Here is a 16286-nt window from a genome sequence, read left to right as displayed (position 1 = left end):
CGATGGCGGGATACGCCTTCGGCTCCTCCCGCCCTACGAGTTCGCGATGCCGTTCATGTGCCCGGTTCAGCGGCAGCTGCCGCCGTCCGGCACGCCAGCCTTGCGCAGGAAGATCTCCAGCGGGCAGAAGCGCGTGAAGCCGCTCTGGAACAGGTTCGCGCCGACGAAGGCGGTGAACCACAGGAAGTTCTTGCTCACGAACAGCGGCGAGCCCTCCACGCCGAGCGCGAGCGAGATCAGCACGAAGGCGCCGGCGAAGATGCGGACGAACTGGTTGACGGTCAGCGTCATGGTGTTTCTCCTTGCAGTTGCGCGATGCGGCCCCGCATCGCGGCGAAATACAGCACCGGGATGACCACCAGCGTCAGCACGGTGGACACGAAGATGCCGAAGATCAGGCTGATCGCCAGCCCGTTGAAGATGGGGTCGTCGAGGATGAAGAGCGCCCCGATCATCGCCGCGAGCGCGGTCAAGCCGATCGGCTTGGCGCGCACCGCGGCGGCGCGGATCACCGCCTCGCCGAGTTCGACGCCCGCGCGCACCTGCTGATTGACGAAATCGACCAGCAGGATGGAGTTGCGCACGATGATGCCGGCGAGCGCGATCATGCCGATCATGGAGGTCGCGGTGAAATGCGCGCCGAGCAGCGCGTGGCCGGGCATGACGCCGATGATCGTGAGCGGGATCGGCGCCATGATGATGAGCGGCACGAGGTAGCTGCGGAACTGCGCGACGACCAGCAGGTAGATCAGGATCAGGCCGACCGCGTAGGCCGCGCCCATGTCGCGGAAGGTCTCGTAGGTGACCTGCCATTCGCCGTCCCACTTCACGCTGTAGCCCGCATAAGCCTCCGTAGGCTGGCGGATAAACCATTCGCCCAGCGTGCCGCCGAGCCCCGGCCCTTCGAGCGCCATGCCGTTGATCTGCGAGCGGATGTCGAACATGCCGTAGAGTGGCGAATCGAGCCGCCCGCTCATGTCGCCGGTGACGTACACGACCGGCAGCAGGTCCTTGCGGTAGATCACCTGCTCGCGCGTGGTGTCCTGCACCGTGACGAGCTCGGACACGGATACCAGCGTGCCGTCGCGCGCGCGCACCTTCAGCGCGAGCAGCGCATCGACGCTGCTTTGGCGCTCGGACGGGAGCTGAATGCGCACCGGGATCTCGTACTTGTTGTCGCCGCCGTGGATGGGCGTGACGTTCTCGCCCGACAACCCCAGGCGCACGACCTCGACGATGTCGGCCTGTGCGACGCCCATGCGCGCGGCCTTGGCCTGGTCGACGCGCAGCACGAGCTTGGGCGCCGCCTCGTCGACGGTGTCGTCGACGTCGACGATGTCCGCCGTGCCCTCGAAGGCCGCCCGGATCTTGCGCGCGGCGGCGGTCTGCCCGGCGTAGTCCGGCCCGTACACCTCGGCGACGATGGGCGAGAGCACCGGCGGGCCGGGCGGCACTTCGACGGTCTTCGCGTTGCCGCCCGCCGCGCGCGCGATGCGTGTGACTTCGGCGCGCACCGCCGTCGCGATCTCGTGGCTCTTGCGGCTGCGGTGCTTCTTGTCGACGAGGTTCACCTGGATGTCGCCGACCTCCGGGCCGCTGCGCAGGTAGTACTGGCGCACCAGGCCGTTGAAGTTGATCGGGCTCGCGGTGCCGGCATAGGCCTGCCAGTCGCTGACCTCCCCGACCGTGCCGAGGTATTCGCCGATCTCGCGCAGCACGCGCGCGGTTTCCTCGACCGGAGTGTCGACCGGCATGTCGAGCACGACCTGGAATTCGCTCTTGTTGTCGAGCGGCAGCATCTTCAGCGCGACGAGCTTGAACACCGGCAGCGCGACCGACACGACGATCAGCGCGACGACGATCAGCCACAGTTTTAGGCGCGCGCCGCCGCCGCGCACGGGGTCGAGCATCGGCGTCATGACGCCGCGGAAGACGCGGTCGAGGCGCGCCGTGAGCTTGTCCTCGCCCTCGTGGTGATGTGCATCCACGGATTTGAGCAGGCGCTGCGCGAGCCAGGGCGTAACGACGAAGGCCACCGCGAGCGAGATGAACATGCCCATCGACGCGTTGATCGGGATCGGGCTCATGTACGGCCCCATCAGGCCGGTCACGAAGGCCATCGGCAGCAGCGCCGCGATTACCGTGAAGGTCGCGAGGATCGTCGGTCCGCCGACTTCGTCGACGGCGCGCGGGATCAGCTTCCACAGCGGCGAATCCGGTTCCAGGGTGTGCCAGCGGTGGATGTTCTCGACCACGACGATCGCATCGTCGACGAGGATGCCGATCGAGAAGATCAGCGCGAACAGGCTTACGCGGTTCAAGGTGAAACCCCACGCCCAGGACGCGAACAGCGTCGCCGCGAGCGTCAAGCCCACCGCGACCCCGACGATCAACGCCTCGCGCCGGCCGAGCGCGAAGAACACCAGCAGCACGACCGCCGAGGTCGCGAACACGAGCTTGCCGATCAGGGTGTTGGCCTTGTCGTTGGCAGTCTGGCCGTAGTTGCGCGTGACGGTGAAATTCACCCCCTCAGGGATCAGCTCGCCGCGCAACGCCTCGGCGCGCGCCAGCACTGCATCAGCGACATCGGCGGCGTTGGCGCCGGGCTTCTTCGACACGGACAGCGTCACCGCGGGAAACACGCCGTTCTCCGCGATGCCGGCCTGCGCCGCTGCCGCGCCGGTGCCGAACCAGACGTACTGCGACGGCTGATCCGGCCCATCCTCGATGCGGGCGACGTCGCGCATGTACACCGGCTTGCCGCCGGCCGCGCCGACCACGAGGCTGCGCACGTCATCGGCCGATTCGAGATAGGTGCCGGTCTGCACCAGCACCTCACGGTTGCCGGCGACGAGGCTGCCCGCAGGCTGCGAGGCATTCGCGAGCTGCAGCGCGGCGCGCACGTCCTGCGCGGTGACGCCATGCGCGTTCATGCGCTGCGTGTCCATCAGCACGCGCACGACATGACCCGGCCCGCCGATGGTCGCGACGTCGCGCGTGCCCGCGATGCGCTTGATCTCGAGCTCGACCGCGCGCGACACCTGCTGCATGTCGAAGCCCGTGCGCTGAGGGTCCTCAGTCCAGAAGGTCAGGCTCACGATGGGCACGTCGTCGATGCCCTTGGGCTTGACGATGGGCTCGCCGACGCCCAGCTGCGGGCTCAACCAGTCCTTGTTCGAATGCACGGTGTCGTACAGGCGCACCAGCGCATCCTGGTTGGGCACGCCGACCTCGAACTGCACCGTGATCACCGCCATGCCGGGCCGCGACACGGAATACACATGCTCGACGCCCGCCATGCGCGACAGCACCTGTTCGCCGGGGCGCGCGACCAGCGCCTCGACGTCGCGCGCGGAAGCGCCGGGGAAGGGCACCAGCACGTTGGCCATCGTGACGTCGATCTGCGGCTCTTCCTCCTTGGGCGTCACCAGCGTCGCGAACACCCCCATCAGCAGCAGGATCAGCGCGAGGAGAGGCGTCAGCGCGTTGCGCTGGAAGGCGCCGGCGATACGGCCGGAGATGCCGAGCGGAGCGCTCATGGCCGCCCCCTCAGCGCGCGGCGCCGTTGCGGGCGGCACGTGCGACGATGCCCGCCTGCACCGGATCGAGCGCGACTTCCTCGCCCCCGGCGAGCCCCGCCAGCACCTCGACGCTGCCGTCCGCGAGCGGCTCGCCTGCGCGGACCTGACGCAGCGCGAAGCCGCCCTTGCCGTCGGCGACATATACGCCGGTCACTTCGCCCCGGCGCAGGATCGCGCCGGCGGGAACCGCGATGCGCGAACCTTCGCCGGTCGCGAAATGCACGCGTGCGAAGGTCCCGGGCACGAGCCCTTCGGCGTTCGCCGGCAGATCCACGCGCACGCGCACGGTGTGGGTGCGCGGATCGGCGGCCGGCAGCACCGTGACACTCGCGGCATCGAGCCAGCGGCCCGAATCGGGAAGCTCGACGCGCGCCCGGATCTGCCCGGACGCAAGGCCGGCGAGGCGCTGCTGCGGCACGTCGACCACGGCACGCATCGCGGCGGGGTCGTAGACGGTCACGAGCTGCCGCCCCGGCTGGGCCATCTCGCCCTGCTCGACATGGCGCGCCGCGACCAGCCCCGCCAGCGGCGCGACGATCGTCGTATAGCCCTGCACCGTCGCCGCCTGCCCGCGCCCCGCGCGCGCCGCGCGCAGCTGGGCCTCGGCCGCGTCGAAGGACGCCTTGGCCTGGTCGAGTGCCGACTGGCTGACGAACTTGCGCTCGACGAGGCTCTTCGTGCGCTCGTAGGCCGCTTTCGCGTTGATCTGGTTGGCCTGCGCCTGCGCGATGCCCGCCTCGGCGCCGGCGACGGCCTGGCTCGCCTCCGCGGCGTCGATGCGCAACAGCACCTGCCCCTTTGCGACGCGGTCGCCGGCGTCGACCCTGAGTTCGACGATGCGGCCGGGCACCTGGGCCGCGAGCGTGGCCTGGTGCACCGCTTCGAGCGTGGCCTCGGCGGGATGGGTCAGGCCGACCGCACGCGCCTCGATGCGCTGCGTGGGCACCTGCGCCTGCGCGAGGTTTGCGAGGGCCAGCGCAAGCGCGGGCAAAGCGATCCGGATGATGGAATATCTCGTCATGAATATAAGTTTATTCTTATATTCATCCAAGTCAACGGGACCACCGCAAATGATGGAGGCGGCAACGCGGTGCCGCAGTTCGCCCTGCGCTCCTCGAAGGGCTGGAACAGGGCTTCGACAGGCCTGTCCTGAGCAAAGTCGAAGGGCTCGGCCCGAACGGTATTCGTGGCCGATCAATCCCCGCCGGGAGACATCCCGCTGCACTGCAGCGCGAAGGTGGCCATCGCGGCGATCACGCCGTCCGCCTCCCCGACCGCCGGTGCGAGCGAGATTTCGCAGCCGGGATGGAGCGCGCGCGCGGCGCCGATGAGTTTGGGCACGTCGCTTTTCAGGTGCCCACCCTGCGCGATGAACATCGGCACGACGGAAATGTGCCGGACGCCGTCGCGCACCAGCGCGTCGATGGCCTCCTCCAGCGTCGGCGTCATGAATTCGAGGAAGGCCAGTTCGACCCGCAGCGCGGGGGCCTGCGTGCGCAGATGATCGCGCGTGCGCAGCATCGGCCGCGCCCATTCGGGATCGCGGGCGCCATGCCCGAACAGCACCACCGCATTTGCATCGCTCATGATTCGCTCTCGACAGTTTCCGGACTGGGGTCGACCGGCGGCGCCAGCAGACGTTCGATCGCGCGCGCTGCCGCGAACATGCCGACCGATGCCGTCACCGCAACGCTCGAACCGTAGCCCGCGCACGCCAGCCCCTGCGGTCCGTGTGGCAGGTCGCACGCGAGGTCGTCGAGGCGCAGCGGCTCGCACGAATACACCGCCTCGATGCCGAACGGGCGCTTCGGGTTGCGCGGAAAGCCGTGCTCGCTGCGCAGGCGCTTGCGCACCTTGGCGAGCAGCGGGTCCTGCTCGGTGCGCGACAGGTCATCGACGCGGATGCGCCCCGGATCGGTCTTGCCCCCGGCACCGCCCGCGACGATCAGCGGGATGCGCCGCCGCCGGCACACCAGTACGATCGCGACCTTCGCACGCACGTTGTCGATCGCGTCGACGACGACGTCGAAGTCGTGCAGCAGATCGGTCGCGTTATCGGGCGTGACGAAGTCCTCGATCACCTCGACACGCGCATGCGGATTGATCGCACGGATGCGCTCGGCCATCGCCAGCACCTTGGCCTGCCCCAGGGTCGGGTCCAACGCATGGATCTGGCGGTTGATGTTGGACTCGGCGACATGGTCGAGATCGATCAGCGTGATGCGCCCCACCCCGCTGCGCGCCAGGGCTTCGGCGATCCACGAGCCCACGCCGCCCACGCCGATCACGCACGCATGCGCGGCTTCCAGGCGCGCGGGCGCATCGGCCCCGTACAGGCGGGCGATGCCGCCGAAACGGCGCTCGCGATCGACTTCGACAGGGGATTCGGGACTCGGGCCGGACATGGCGATTACCGTTGCACGCAGAAGCGCGGATGTTACCGCAGCACGGCCGCGATGAACTCGCCCGCACGCTTCCGCTCCAACAAGCCATTGGAGGACCCACGATGCGCCATCTGGCATGCCGTACGATGCTGGCCGCCGGCCTGCTCGGGGCCGCAACCGCCCACGCCGATAACACCCCCCCTGCCGCGCTGGCGCAGAGCGCGGTCAGCGCCTACGAGGCCGGCCGCCTGGAAGAAGCGGCGCAGCTGTTCGACCGCGCTGCACGCGCCGGCAACCGCCTCGCGCAATTCAACCTGGCGATGATGCTGTACCGCAAGGAAACCACCGCACCGGAACCCGATGCCGCGTGGCGCTGGCTCAGGCGCGCGGCCGGCGCGGGGCTGGCCCAGGCGCAGTTCAACTTCGCGCTGCTGTACGACCACGGCAACGGCGTCGCGAAATCGCTCCCCACGGCGGCGGAGTGGTATCGCCGCGCAGCCGAGCAGGGGCACACCGAAGCCCAGGTCAGCCTCGCGACCATGTACTACGTCGGCCACGGCATGCCGCAAGACCTCGCCGAAGCGGCGCACTGGTACCTCGCGGCAGCCCGCGCGGGACACGCCGGGGCACAGTACATCATCGCGTCGATGTACGAATCGGGAGAAGGACTGCCGGCCGATCTGCGGCAGGCCGAACACTGGTACGGCCAGGCGGCCTTGCAGGACGACCCGGCCGCCCGGGCGAAGTATGAAACGCTGCGGGCGGGCCCCCGCGACGAGCCGCGATAGGCCCCGGGCCCGCTACGGATCAGGCCGTGCTCAGTTCGCGCAAGGCGCAGTCGTCGAGCCAGATCCCCAGGCCCTGCGCATTGAGCTCGAGATCGGTCCGCAACACCCGGAAGATTTCCTCCTCCGACAGCGGCCAGCCATGACGCTCGGCCTCCTCGCGCACGATCTGCTCCAGCCCGGCCAGGATCTCGACATGGCGGGCGACCCCTTCGCCGCGCGCCGCGCATGCCACGGCGATCTGTGTATCGATCAGCCGGTGCAGGTCGGCCGCGAGCCGGTCCACGCCGGTCACGCGGCTGTAGTGGGTCAGGTACATCGCGTCGGGACGATAGCTCACCAGGCGGTGGATCGAATCGTGCAGCGCATCCGGATCGAACTGCGTGGGCGTCGTTGTCGGGAATACCGAGGGCCGGCCATCGACGTCGAACTCACGATAGGACAGGCCGAAGGTGTCGCCGGCGAAGAAGGCGCGCGCGGTCTCGTCCCAGATGCAGATATGGTGCTTCGCATGTCCGGGCGTGTGCAGGATGCGCAGCTTGCGCGAGCCCAGGTCGAGCACCATGTCCTCCTCGGTCGCGACGATGCGTTCGGCCTCGACCGGCGCGAGCCGGCCGTACAGCGCGAAGGCACGCTCCGCGCCATACACGGCCGAGGTGCCTTCCCACAGCTTCGCGGGATCGATCATGTGGCGCACGCCGCGCGGATGCACGACGAGCTTCGCGTTCGGGAACGCGCACATCAGGCTACCGGCACCGCCGGCGTGATCGAGGTGGATGTGCGTCAGGATCACCCACTGCACGCGCTCGGGCGGGATCGCCGCAGCGGCCAGCGCCGCCAGCACACGCGGCACCGAGGCATTGGTGCCGGTGTCCACGACGGCCGCACGCCCCTCGTGGATGATGACGTGTATGGCCGCAAGGCCGGGGTGGCAATAGCCCGAATCCACCGCAAGGATGCCATCGGGGTGGGCCGTGAGGTGTTGCACGATTGTCTTCCTCCAACGCCAGCGGGTCGTTTTGTGTAATTGTATCCCTCGCCCACGGACAATTCCCGAAGGGAAATCCCCAACTCACCTAATCCGCAACACTCCGCCACCAAGGATCCGCAACGATGTCGCCCGCGCCATTCGATTTCGACCACGTTCCCGACCGCAGCGCCGTGCCCGGCGAAAAATGGGGCCGCTACGCCGGACGCGACGTCCTCCCGCTGTGGGTTGCCGACATGGACTTCCCGGCGCCACCGCCGGTCATCGACGCGATCCGCGCGCGCATCGACCACCGCGTCTTCGGCTACACCGATCCCTGGCCCGGTCTCGCGGAAGCCGTCATCGACGGCATCGCCCGCGACCACGCGTGGCGCATCGAGGCGGACTGGATCGTGTGGCTGCCGGGTGTGGTCTCCGGCTTCAACCTCGCCTGCCGCGCGACCGGCGAAGCGGGCGACGAAGTATTCACCGCGACACCCGTGTATCCGCCCTTCCTCACCGCGCCGGGCAACAGCGACCGGCGCCTGGTCACGCGCCCGCTCAGGCTGGAGAACGGCCGCTGGGGATGGGATCGCGCCGCAGTGGAGGATGCCATCACCGCGCGCACTCGCCTGCTGATGCTGTGCAACCCGCACAACCCTGTCGGTCGCGTGTTCGACCGCGACGAACTCGAATGGCTCGCCCGGCTCGCCGAGCGGCACGACCTGACGATCTGCTCCGACGAGATCCACTGCGGCCTCGTCCTCGACCCGGCCATGCCCCACATCCCGATCGCCGCGCTCGACGAATCGACCGCCCGGCGCACGATCACGCTGATGGCGCCGTCCAAGACCTGGAACATCCCCGCGCTCTACTGCGCCTTCGCGATCATCCCCGACCCCGCGCTGCGCCGGCGCTTCCGCCACGAGATGCGCGGCGTCGTGCCGCACAACAACCTGCTCGGCCTGGTCGCCGCCGAAGCCGCCTACCGCGACGGCGGCCCGTGGCGCGCGGCCTTGCTCGACTACCTGCGCGGCAACCTCGACCTGGTGATGGATGCCGTCGCCTCCATGCCCGGCCTCGCCACGACCCGCCCCGAAGCGACCTACCTCGCGTGGATCGACTGCCGCGGCGCCGTCCTCGAAGAACCGATGCGCTTCTTCGAGGACGCCGGCGTCGGCCTGTCCGATGGCGCCCCCTTCGGCATGCCCGGCTTCGTGCGCCTGAACTTCGGCTGCCCGCGCGCGCTGCTCACCGAAGCGCTGCAGCGCATGCAACGCGCCCTGCGCGCGCGCACGGCTCAGGCGTAGCAGCGCAGGCGGCGCGAGAAATCGCGCAGCGCAGCGATCCCGCTCGCCTCCGCGGACTGGCACCACTCCTCGAGCTGGCGCACGAGCTGCTCCTTCGAACCGACCGAGCGCTCCCACAGCGCCGCGAGGTCGCGCCGCTTGGCGGCGATCGTGCGCAGCACCGGGCTCGATTCGAGCGCGCGCTCGAGCGCCTCGCGGTCCGTCGCGGGGAGCGCTGCCGCGTCGCGCTGCAACCACAGCCGCAACGCCCGCAGCACGCGTCGCTCCTCGATACCCGGCACCGCACGGGCTCGCAGGGCGCGGATCTCGGCCGCGGCCGTACGCCGCAGGGAACGTGCATAGGTCGACAACACGTCGAAGCGGTGCGTGATCACCGCCTGCACCGTCTCGGCATCGCACACGTCCTTGCCCCGCCTGATGCGCAACCGCGGCGCGACGCGCAGCACCTTCGCGAAGCCCAGCGCCTGCAGCAGGCGGATGTACATCCAGCCGATATCGAATTCCCACCAGCGGTTAGACAGCCGCGCCGACGTGCTGTAGGCGTGGTGGTTGTTGTGCAGCTCCTCCCCGCCGATCAGGATGCCCCACGGCGCGATGTTGCGCGACGCATCGCCGGTCGCGAAACTGCGGTAGCCCCAGAAATGCCCGACGCCATTCACGACGCCGGCGGCAAAGAACGGGATCCACATCATCTGCACCGCCCACATCGTCAACCCGATCGGCCCGAACAGCACGAGGTCCGCGACCAGCATCAGGGCCACGCCCAGGATCGGGTGGCGCGCGTAGACCCTGCGCTCCAGCCAGTCGTCGGGCGTGCCGCGGCCGTACCGGCTGATCGTATCCGCGTTCTGCGCCTCGGCGCGGTAAAGCTCCGCGCCCATCCATAGCACGCGGCGGATGCCGTACAGCTGCGGACTGTGAGGATCGCCCTGGTCGTCGCAGCGCGCATGATGCTTGCGATGGATCGCCACCCACTCGCGCGTCACCATGCCCGTCGTCAGCCACAGCCAGAAGCGGAAGAAATGACTCGTCGCCGGATGCAGCTCGAGCGCGCGATGCGCCTGATGGCGGTGCAGGAAGATCGTGACGGCAGCGATCGTCACGTGGGTGAGCGCAAGCGTCACCGCGATGTAGGCCCACCAGGAGAGTTCGAAGACGGCTTGCAGCATGGGGGAGTCCTTCGTACAGGTCTGCTGCGCCCGGCCCGGGGGCCGGCACAGCCCGCCGTCGGCGCATCGCGCGCGACGACACACTCGTCGCACCGAACACGGGACCGTCCACGCAGGCCGTCAGCCAGCGCCCTTCCCCGCATTCGCCGGACAAGCTGGTCAGAGCCCGGCGCGAGACAAAGATTCCCCGCCCGCGAAAGTTTCGCCGCACGCCCTGCCGCGGGTTCGAACACACAGGGTGAAAAAAAACGAACCGGTCGCCCGGTTCGCCGCGTCAGGAAAGGAAACGTGCGGACGGCGCCTCAGCCCGCGCGCACCCGTCCGATGTCGTGCTCCAGCCCGTACAGCTTCACCTTCTGGTACAGCGTGCTCTTGGCGATGTCGAGCTCGCGTGCGGCACGCGTGAGGTTGCCGTGGGTGGCGGCGATCGCGCGGCGGATGAGTTCCACCTCGCCTTCCGCGATGCTGCCGACCGGCACGTTCGTCGCGAGCGCGCCGAGGGCGGTCGCGACCGGCGCGCTGACCGGCGAATCGGCCATGCCGAGCAGCTCCGGCGGCAAGGCGTCGATGCCGACGCATTCGCCGTCGCTCATCAGCAGCACGCTCTCGACGACGTTCCTCAGTTCGCGCACGTTGCCCGGCCAGCCGTAGCTCTCGAGCCGGGCGAGCAGATCCTCGTCGAAACGGCGCGCCCCGAGCTCGTGCTGCTTCGAGAAGCGTTCGACGAAGTGCCGGGCGAGCTCGCGCACGTCGCCGACGCGATCGCGCAGCGGCGGGATGCGGATCGAGGTCACCGCAACGCGGTAGAAGAAGTCCATGCGGAAGCGGCCGTCGGCGACTTCCTTGCGCAGGTCGCGGTGGGTCGCGGCGATGAGGCGGAAGCTGACCTTGCGCGGCACGTTCTCGCCCAGGCGGTAGATCTCGCTCTGCTCGAGCACGCGCAGCAGGTGCGGCTGCAGGTCGAGCGGCATCTCGCCGATCTCGTCGAGGAACAGCGTGCCGCCGTTGGCGGCCTCGATCTTGCCGACCATGCCGCCGCGTCGCGCGCCGGTGAAGGCGCCGTCGACGTAGCCGAAGAGTTCGCTGGCGAGGAGTTCGCGCGACAGGCCGCCGCAGTTCAGCGCGACGTAGGGACCGTCGCGGAAGGGGCTGGCCTTGTGCAGGCCCTGGGCGAATTCTTCCTTGCCGACGCCCGTCTCGCCCAGCAGCAGCACCGGGACCTTGGAGCGCGCGAGCTGGTCGGCCTTGCGCACGGCTTCGCGCAGCGCGGCGTCACGGGTGATGATGGAGGTGAAGCCGGAGGGCATGTCGTTCGCCGCCACCACCGACTCGCTGGCGAGGCGGCGTGCGCCCTCCCCCGAGATGGCGCGCCCGATGCGCGGCAGCGGCAGGACGAGCAGAGTGCCGAGGCGCTGGCGCTGTGCGCCGTACACCGGCTCGAGCCATTCGGGCCGCAACCAGGCGGGCAGCGCCGGCGTGCGCACGAGTTCGCCGTTGTCGCCGATCGCCAGCGCCGTGACGCGGCGCGGCGCCGAGAGGTCGAGGTCGGCACCGAGCGAGGTCATCGCCGCCTGGGCGATCTCGTTGGCGCGCACCGGGTAGCCCCGACGGTCGAACAGCACGAGGCCGTCGGTGCCGTTGGACCAGCGCTGCAGCGAGGCTTCGAGCAGGTGGTAGCGCCGCTCCATCTCGCGCATCGCGATCTTGTTCTCGATGCGGCTGGCGGTCGTCACGACCAGCGCGAGGCTCTGGCGGTTGTAGGTTTCGGACAGGCCCGAGACGTCGACGACGCCGATGATCTCGCCATCGTGCGGATGCCGGATCACCGTCGCCGAACAGGTCCAGCGCTTGATGCCGGCGCAGTAGTGTTCGGCCGAGTGGATCTGCACCGGTTCGCCGACCGCCAGCGCCGTGCCGATCGCGTTCGTGCCGCAGATCCGTTCGCTCCAGGAGACGCCCGGCAGCAGATGGATGCTCTCGGCGGTCCCGATCGTCGGATTGTCGCCCTCCATCGTCAGGATCGTACAGCTCGTATCGGCCAGCGCCATCACGGTGCCGGTTTCCGCGAGAAAATCGCGCGCACAGGCCATGATCGGGGCGCTGGCCTGCAGCAGCTCGCCGTGGTGCTCCTTCATCGACGCCAGCATCGACTCTTCCACCGGCGGCGGCGCGCTGCGCTTGTCGGGATCGACGTTCTGCTCCTGGCAACGCTGCCACGAACGGTCGACGAGCGTGCGCAAGGAATCGGACGGCCGGCTTGCGCCATCGAGAAAGCGTTCCCACGCCGCCATCACGGCGGCGTCGCTACCCGGGTCGGAAAACATCTGCCCTTCGGGCACCCGTGTCATCAAGTCTCTCCTCCTGTGAGCGCTCTTCGCCGCGAGCCGCGTCGTGCGCAGCCGATTGGACGGGGTCCTGTAGGTTCTGCAGGCGAGAGCGCGTTGTGTGTGTGTTTTGCGGTGCGTGAAATCTCCGGCGAATTCGCGTGCAACAAAGTGCTCGCGCCTAGGAAGAATAGCAAAGGAGGTGCCAGAAACAGGACTTACTTTAGTTGTAATCCCGCCTGCCCCGCAGAACGCGGTCGCGGGCGAAATGCCCCGATCCCGGCCGCGGAGGACTGCCCCACCCGGCGGCATCCATTGTGCGCCGACCGTACGATTTCCGGACGCTTTCGTCCGGCCGGCGTTCGAAAATCGTACGGTCGGCCGGACGACTCAGCCGGATACCAGTTCGCCCGACTCGATCGGTGCGCCGGTGCAGGCAAGCACGTCGCCGACGTCGACGCCCGGCGCGGTCTCGACGAGGCGCAAGCCGGTGGGCGTGACATCGAGCACGCACAGATCCGTGATGATGCGATTGACGACGCCGACGCCGGTGAGCGGCAGTTCGCAGCGGCGCAGGATCTTCGGCGCGCCGTCCTTGCTGCAGTGCTCCATCATCACGATCACGCGGCGCACGCCGGCGACGAGGTCCATCGCCCCGCCCATGCCCTTCACGAGCTTGCCTGGGATCATCCAGTTGGCGAGGTCGCCGTGCTCGCTGACCTGCATCGCGCCGAGGATCGCGAGGTCGATGTGGCCGCCGCGGATCATCGCGAAGGAGTCCGCGCTGCTGAAGATGCTGCTGCCGGCGAGCGTCGTGACGGTCTGCTTGCCGGCGTTGATGAGGTCGGCGTCGACCTCGGCTTCGGTCGGGAACGGCCCGATGCCGAGCAGGCCGTTTTCCGACTGCAGCCACACGTCCATTCTGGGAGGGATGTGGTTCGCGACCAGGGTCGGCATGCCGATGCCGAGGTTCACATAGAAGCCGCTGCGCAGTTCCTGCGCAGCGCGGCGCGCCATGTCGTTGCGTGTCCAGGCCATGATCACTCCTGCCGTGTGGTGCGTTGTTCGATGTGCTTCGCCGGGCGCGGATTGACGACGATGCGCTGGACGAAGACGCCGGGGGTGTGGATGTGGTCGGGGTCTAGGGTGCCGGTTTCGACCAGTTCCTCGACTTCGGCGACGGTGATGCGGCCGGCGGTGGCGACGACCGGGTTGAAGTTGCGCGCGGTCTTGCGATAGACGAGGTTGCCGGCGCGGTCGGCCTTCCACGCCTTCACCAGCGCGATGTCGGCAGTGAGCGAACGCTCCAGCAGGTAGCGCTTGCCGTCGATGTCGCGCTCCTCCTTGCCTTCGGCGACCAGGGTGCCGACGCCGGTACGCGTATAGAAGGCGGGGATGCCGGCGCCGCCCGCGCGCAGCTTCTCGGCGAGCGTGCCCTGCGGCGTGAGCTCGACCTCGAGTTCGCCCGACAGCAGCTGGCGCTCGAACTCCGCGTTCTCGCCGACGTAGGAGGCGACCATCTTGCGGATCTGCCGCGTGCCGAGCAGCAGGCCGAGGCCGATGCCGTCGACGCCGGCGTTGTTGCTGATGACCGTCAGGTCGCGCGCTTTGGAGTCGCGCAGGCCGTGGATCAGCATCTCGGGAATGCCGCACAGACCGAAGCCGCCGACGGCGACGGTCTGACCGTCGCGCACGACGTCGGCCAAGGCCGTCGTCGCGTCCGGGTAGAGTTTGCTCATGAGTTTCTCCTGGGGTGGGGATCAGGTGGGCAGCGCGTCGGCAGGAACGGGGCGATGCGCGCCGAGTTCGCCGACGGCGGCGATGGCATCGGGGTTCTCGATCGCGGACAGGTCGCCGAGAGCCGAGCCGAGGTAGGCTGCACGCATCACGCGGCGCACTGTCTTGCCGTTGCGGGTCTTGGGAATCGCGTCCACGCGATGCACGCGGGACGGTCGGAGCGGCTTGCCGAGCAGGCGGCCGACGTGCTCGACGAGCTCGGCTTCGCAGTCGTCCCACGATCGTTGTGAGCGCTGTGCGGAGTCGGCGACGGTGACGAAGCACACGACCGCTTCGCCCTTGAGTTCGTCCGGCACCCCGACCGCGACCGCCTCGACGACCAGCGGATGCGAGACCAGCGCCGACTCGAAATCGGCGGGGCCGACGCGCTTGCCGGCGACCTTGATCGTGTCGTCGCTGCGCCCGTGCACGAACCAGTGACCGTCCTCGTCGACGCGTGCCCAGTCGCCGTGCGCCCAGACCTCCGGCCACACCGACCAGTAGGCCTCCTGGTAGCGCGTCGCATCGCGCCAGAAGCCGTTGGTCATTCCTGGCCAGGGCTGGCGGATCGCGAGTTCGCCGACCGTGCCGCGCACCGGCTGTCCCGCGGCGTCGAGCACGTCGGCAGCGACGCCGGGGATCGGGCCGTTGAAGGAGCCGGGTTTCTGCGGCAGGCCGGGGAAGCAGGCGAGGATGCCGCCGCCGATCTCGGTGCCGCCGGAGTAGTTGATGATGGGGCGGCGCGAACGGCCGGCTTCCTCGAACAGCCAGCGCCACGGCGCCTCGTTCCAGGCTTCGCCGGTCGAGCCGAACAGACGCAGCGTCGCGATCGAGTGCGGCGCCGGGAGGCTGCCTTCGCGCGCCATCAGCAGACGCACCAGCGTCGGCGACAGGCCCAGGTGCGTGACGCCGTGGCGCTCGACGACCTGCCACAGGCGGCCGGCGTCGGGGTGGTCCGGCGTGCCTTCGAAGAACACCAGGGTCGCGCCGAGCATCAGGCCGCCGTAGACCATCCACGGCCCCATCAGCCAGCCCATGTCGGTGACCCACATCAGGGTGTCGTCGGCGCGCAGGTCGAACGCCATCAGCAGGTCCTGCGCCGCCTTCACCGGGAAACCGGCGTGGGTGTGCACGACGCCCTTGGGCTTGCCGGTGGTGCCGGAGGTGTAGATCAGCATCAGCGTCTGGTCGGCAGGGAAAGCCGTGAGCGGGCAGCTCGACACGGTCACCGGCAGGCGGCGGTAGTCGAACTCGATGCAGTCGCCAGCACCGCCCGCATCGGGCGAGATGCCGCTGCCAAGGCGATCGACGACGACGAGCTGGCGCAGCGACGGGCATTGGCGTACCGCTGCGCGGGCGTCCGCCAGCATGTCGACGCGTTTTCCGCGGCGGTAATAACCGTTCGCGCACACCAGCACGCGCGCCTCGCAGTCCTGCACGCGCTGCGCGACGGAATCCGCGCCGTAGCCGGAGAAGAAGGGAATGAAGATGGCCCCGATGCGCGTCGCGGCAAGCATCATCACGGCCGCTTCGGGGATCATCGGCAGGTAGAGCGCGATGCGGTCGCCCTCGCCCACCCCCAGCGCGCGCAATCCGGCTGCGACGCGCTCCACTTCGGCGGCGAGTTCCGCGTAGCTGATCGTGCGCAGTTCGCCGCGGTCGCCTTCCCAGCGGATCGCGATCTTCGTCGGCGTCGCGCGGGCGTGCTTGCCGACGAGGTTGTCGACGAGATCCAGGCGGCCGCCGACGAACCATTTCGGCCACATCACGCCGCCGGCAAGATCCAGCGTCTGCCTGTAGGGCGTGACCCAACGCAGGTCGATGGCGTCGAGGACCTGGTCCCAGAAGCGCTCGGGCTCGCGGACTGCACGTTCGCGCAGTGCGTCGAGGTCCGCGTCGCCGTGGCGGCGCATGAAGCGCGCGAGCTGCGTCGAGTCCCGGTCGCAACCGGTCGCGGTGTAGGTGTTCATGGCAAGGTTCTCCGTCTTGA

13 protein-coding genes are annotated in these 16286 nt (G+C 69.1%); 2 read left to right on the top strand and 11 right to left on the bottom strand.

The genetic code is table 11. From position 1 onward, the window contains the following. Positions 1-66: 66 nt before the first annotated feature. The 5 genes from F464_RS0100865 to F464_RS0100845 form a co-directional block, all read right to left on the bottom strand. The gene (locus F464_RS0100865) at positions 67-291 is read right to left on the bottom strand and encodes a YgaP family membrane protein (protein WP_018987870.1); all 225 of its coding nucleotides are present in this window, start codon (positions 289-291) and stop codon (positions 67-69) included. Next, positions 288-3539 (bottom strand): efflux RND transporter permease subunit, encoded by a 3252-nt coding sequence (locus F464_RS0100860; protein ID WP_026295635.1) that lies wholly within the window; start codon positions 3537-3539, stop codon positions 288-290. Before F464_RS0100860 ends, F464_RS0100865 begins: the two co-directional genes overlap by 4 nt. 10 nt (positions 3540-3549) lie before the next feature. Further along, positions 3550-4602, bottom strand: coding sequence for an efflux RND transporter periplasmic adaptor subunit (locus F464_RS0100855; RefSeq protein ID WP_018987868.1), 1053 nt, complete (start codon positions 4600-4602; stop codon positions 3550-3552). A gap of 173 nt (positions 4603-4775) precedes the next feature. Continuing rightward, the gene (locus F464_RS0100850) at positions 4776-5168 is read right to left on the bottom strand and encodes a sirohydrochlorin chelatase (protein ID WP_018987867.1); all 393 of its coding nucleotides are present in this window, start codon (positions 5166-5168) and stop codon (positions 4776-4778) included. After that, positions 5165-5986: a tRNA threonylcarbamoyladenosine dehydratase gene (locus F464_RS0100845; RefSeq protein WP_018987866.1), complete on the bottom strand. Its 822-nt coding sequence runs from the start codon at positions 5984-5986 to the stop codon at positions 5165-5167. Before F464_RS0100845 ends, F464_RS0100850 begins: the two co-directional genes overlap by 4 nt. 101 nt (positions 5987-6087) lie before the next feature. Between F464_RS0100845 and F464_RS27690 the strand changes: the two genes are divergently transcribed. Beyond that, a complete protein-coding gene (locus F464_RS27690) occupies positions 6088-6753 on the top strand; it encodes a tetratricopeptide repeat protein (RefSeq protein ID WP_018987865.1) in 666 nt (221 codons plus the stop codon). 19 nt (positions 6754-6772) lie between these two features. Here the strand turns inward: F464_RS27690 and F464_RS0100835 are convergent, their stop codons facing one another. Beyond that, positions 6773-7738 (bottom strand): MBL fold metallo-hydrolase, encoded by a 966-nt coding sequence (locus F464_RS0100835; RefSeq protein WP_018987864.1) that lies wholly within the window; start codon positions 7736-7738, stop codon positions 6773-6775. Positions 7739-7863: 125 nt separating this feature from the next. Here F464_RS0100835 and F464_RS0100830 point away from each other — a divergent pair, with 125 nt between their 5' ends. Next, positions 7864-9027: a MalY/PatB family protein gene (locus F464_RS0100830; RefSeq protein ID WP_018987863.1), complete on the top strand. Its 1164-nt coding sequence runs from the start codon at positions 7864-7866 to the stop codon at positions 9025-9027. Here F464_RS0100830 and F464_RS0100825 read toward each other — a convergent pair. The 5 genes from F464_RS0100825 to F464_RS0100805 form a co-directional block, all read right to left on the bottom strand. Next, positions 9018-10196, bottom strand: coding sequence for a DesA family fatty acid desaturase (locus tag F464_RS0100825; RefSeq protein ID WP_018987862.1), 1179 nt, complete (start codon positions 10194-10196; stop codon positions 9018-9020). The genes F464_RS0100830 and F464_RS0100825 overlap by 10 nt on opposite strands. 302 nt (positions 10197-10498) lie before the next feature. Beyond that, a complete protein-coding gene (locus tag F464_RS0100820; RefSeq protein WP_018987861.1) occupies positions 10499-12544 on the bottom strand; it encodes a sigma-54-dependent Fis family transcriptional regulator in 2046 nt (681 codons plus the stop codon). A gap of 366 nt (positions 12545-12910) precedes the next feature. Next, entirely contained in the window at positions 12911-13558 is a 648-nt protein-coding gene (locus tag F464_RS0100815) for a CoA transferase subunit B (protein WP_018987860.1), read from the bottom strand. A gap of 2 nt (positions 13559-13560) precedes the next feature. Then, the gene (locus F464_RS0100810; protein ID WP_018987859.1) at positions 13561-14259 is read right to left on the bottom strand and encodes a CoA transferase subunit A; all 699 of its coding nucleotides are present in this window, start codon (positions 14257-14259) and stop codon (positions 13561-13563) included. 21 nt (positions 14260-14280) lie between these two features. Beyond that, on the bottom strand, positions 14281-16266 hold the full coding sequence (locus F464_RS0100805; RefSeq protein WP_018987858.1) for an AMP-binding protein: 1986 nt from the start codon (positions 16264-16266) through the stop codon (positions 14281-14283). Between the last annotated feature and the right edge of the window lie 20 nt (positions 16267-16286).

The organism is Aromatoleum toluclasticum ATCC 700605, assembly GCF_000378245.1.
In the GTDB taxonomy this organism is placed as follows: domain Bacteria; phylum Pseudomonadota; class Gammaproteobacteria; order Burkholderiales; family Rhodocyclaceae; genus Aromatoleum; species Aromatoleum toluclasticum.
Note: the sequence above shows the minus strand (reverse complement) of the source record. Positions and strands in the feature narration are given on the sequence as shown.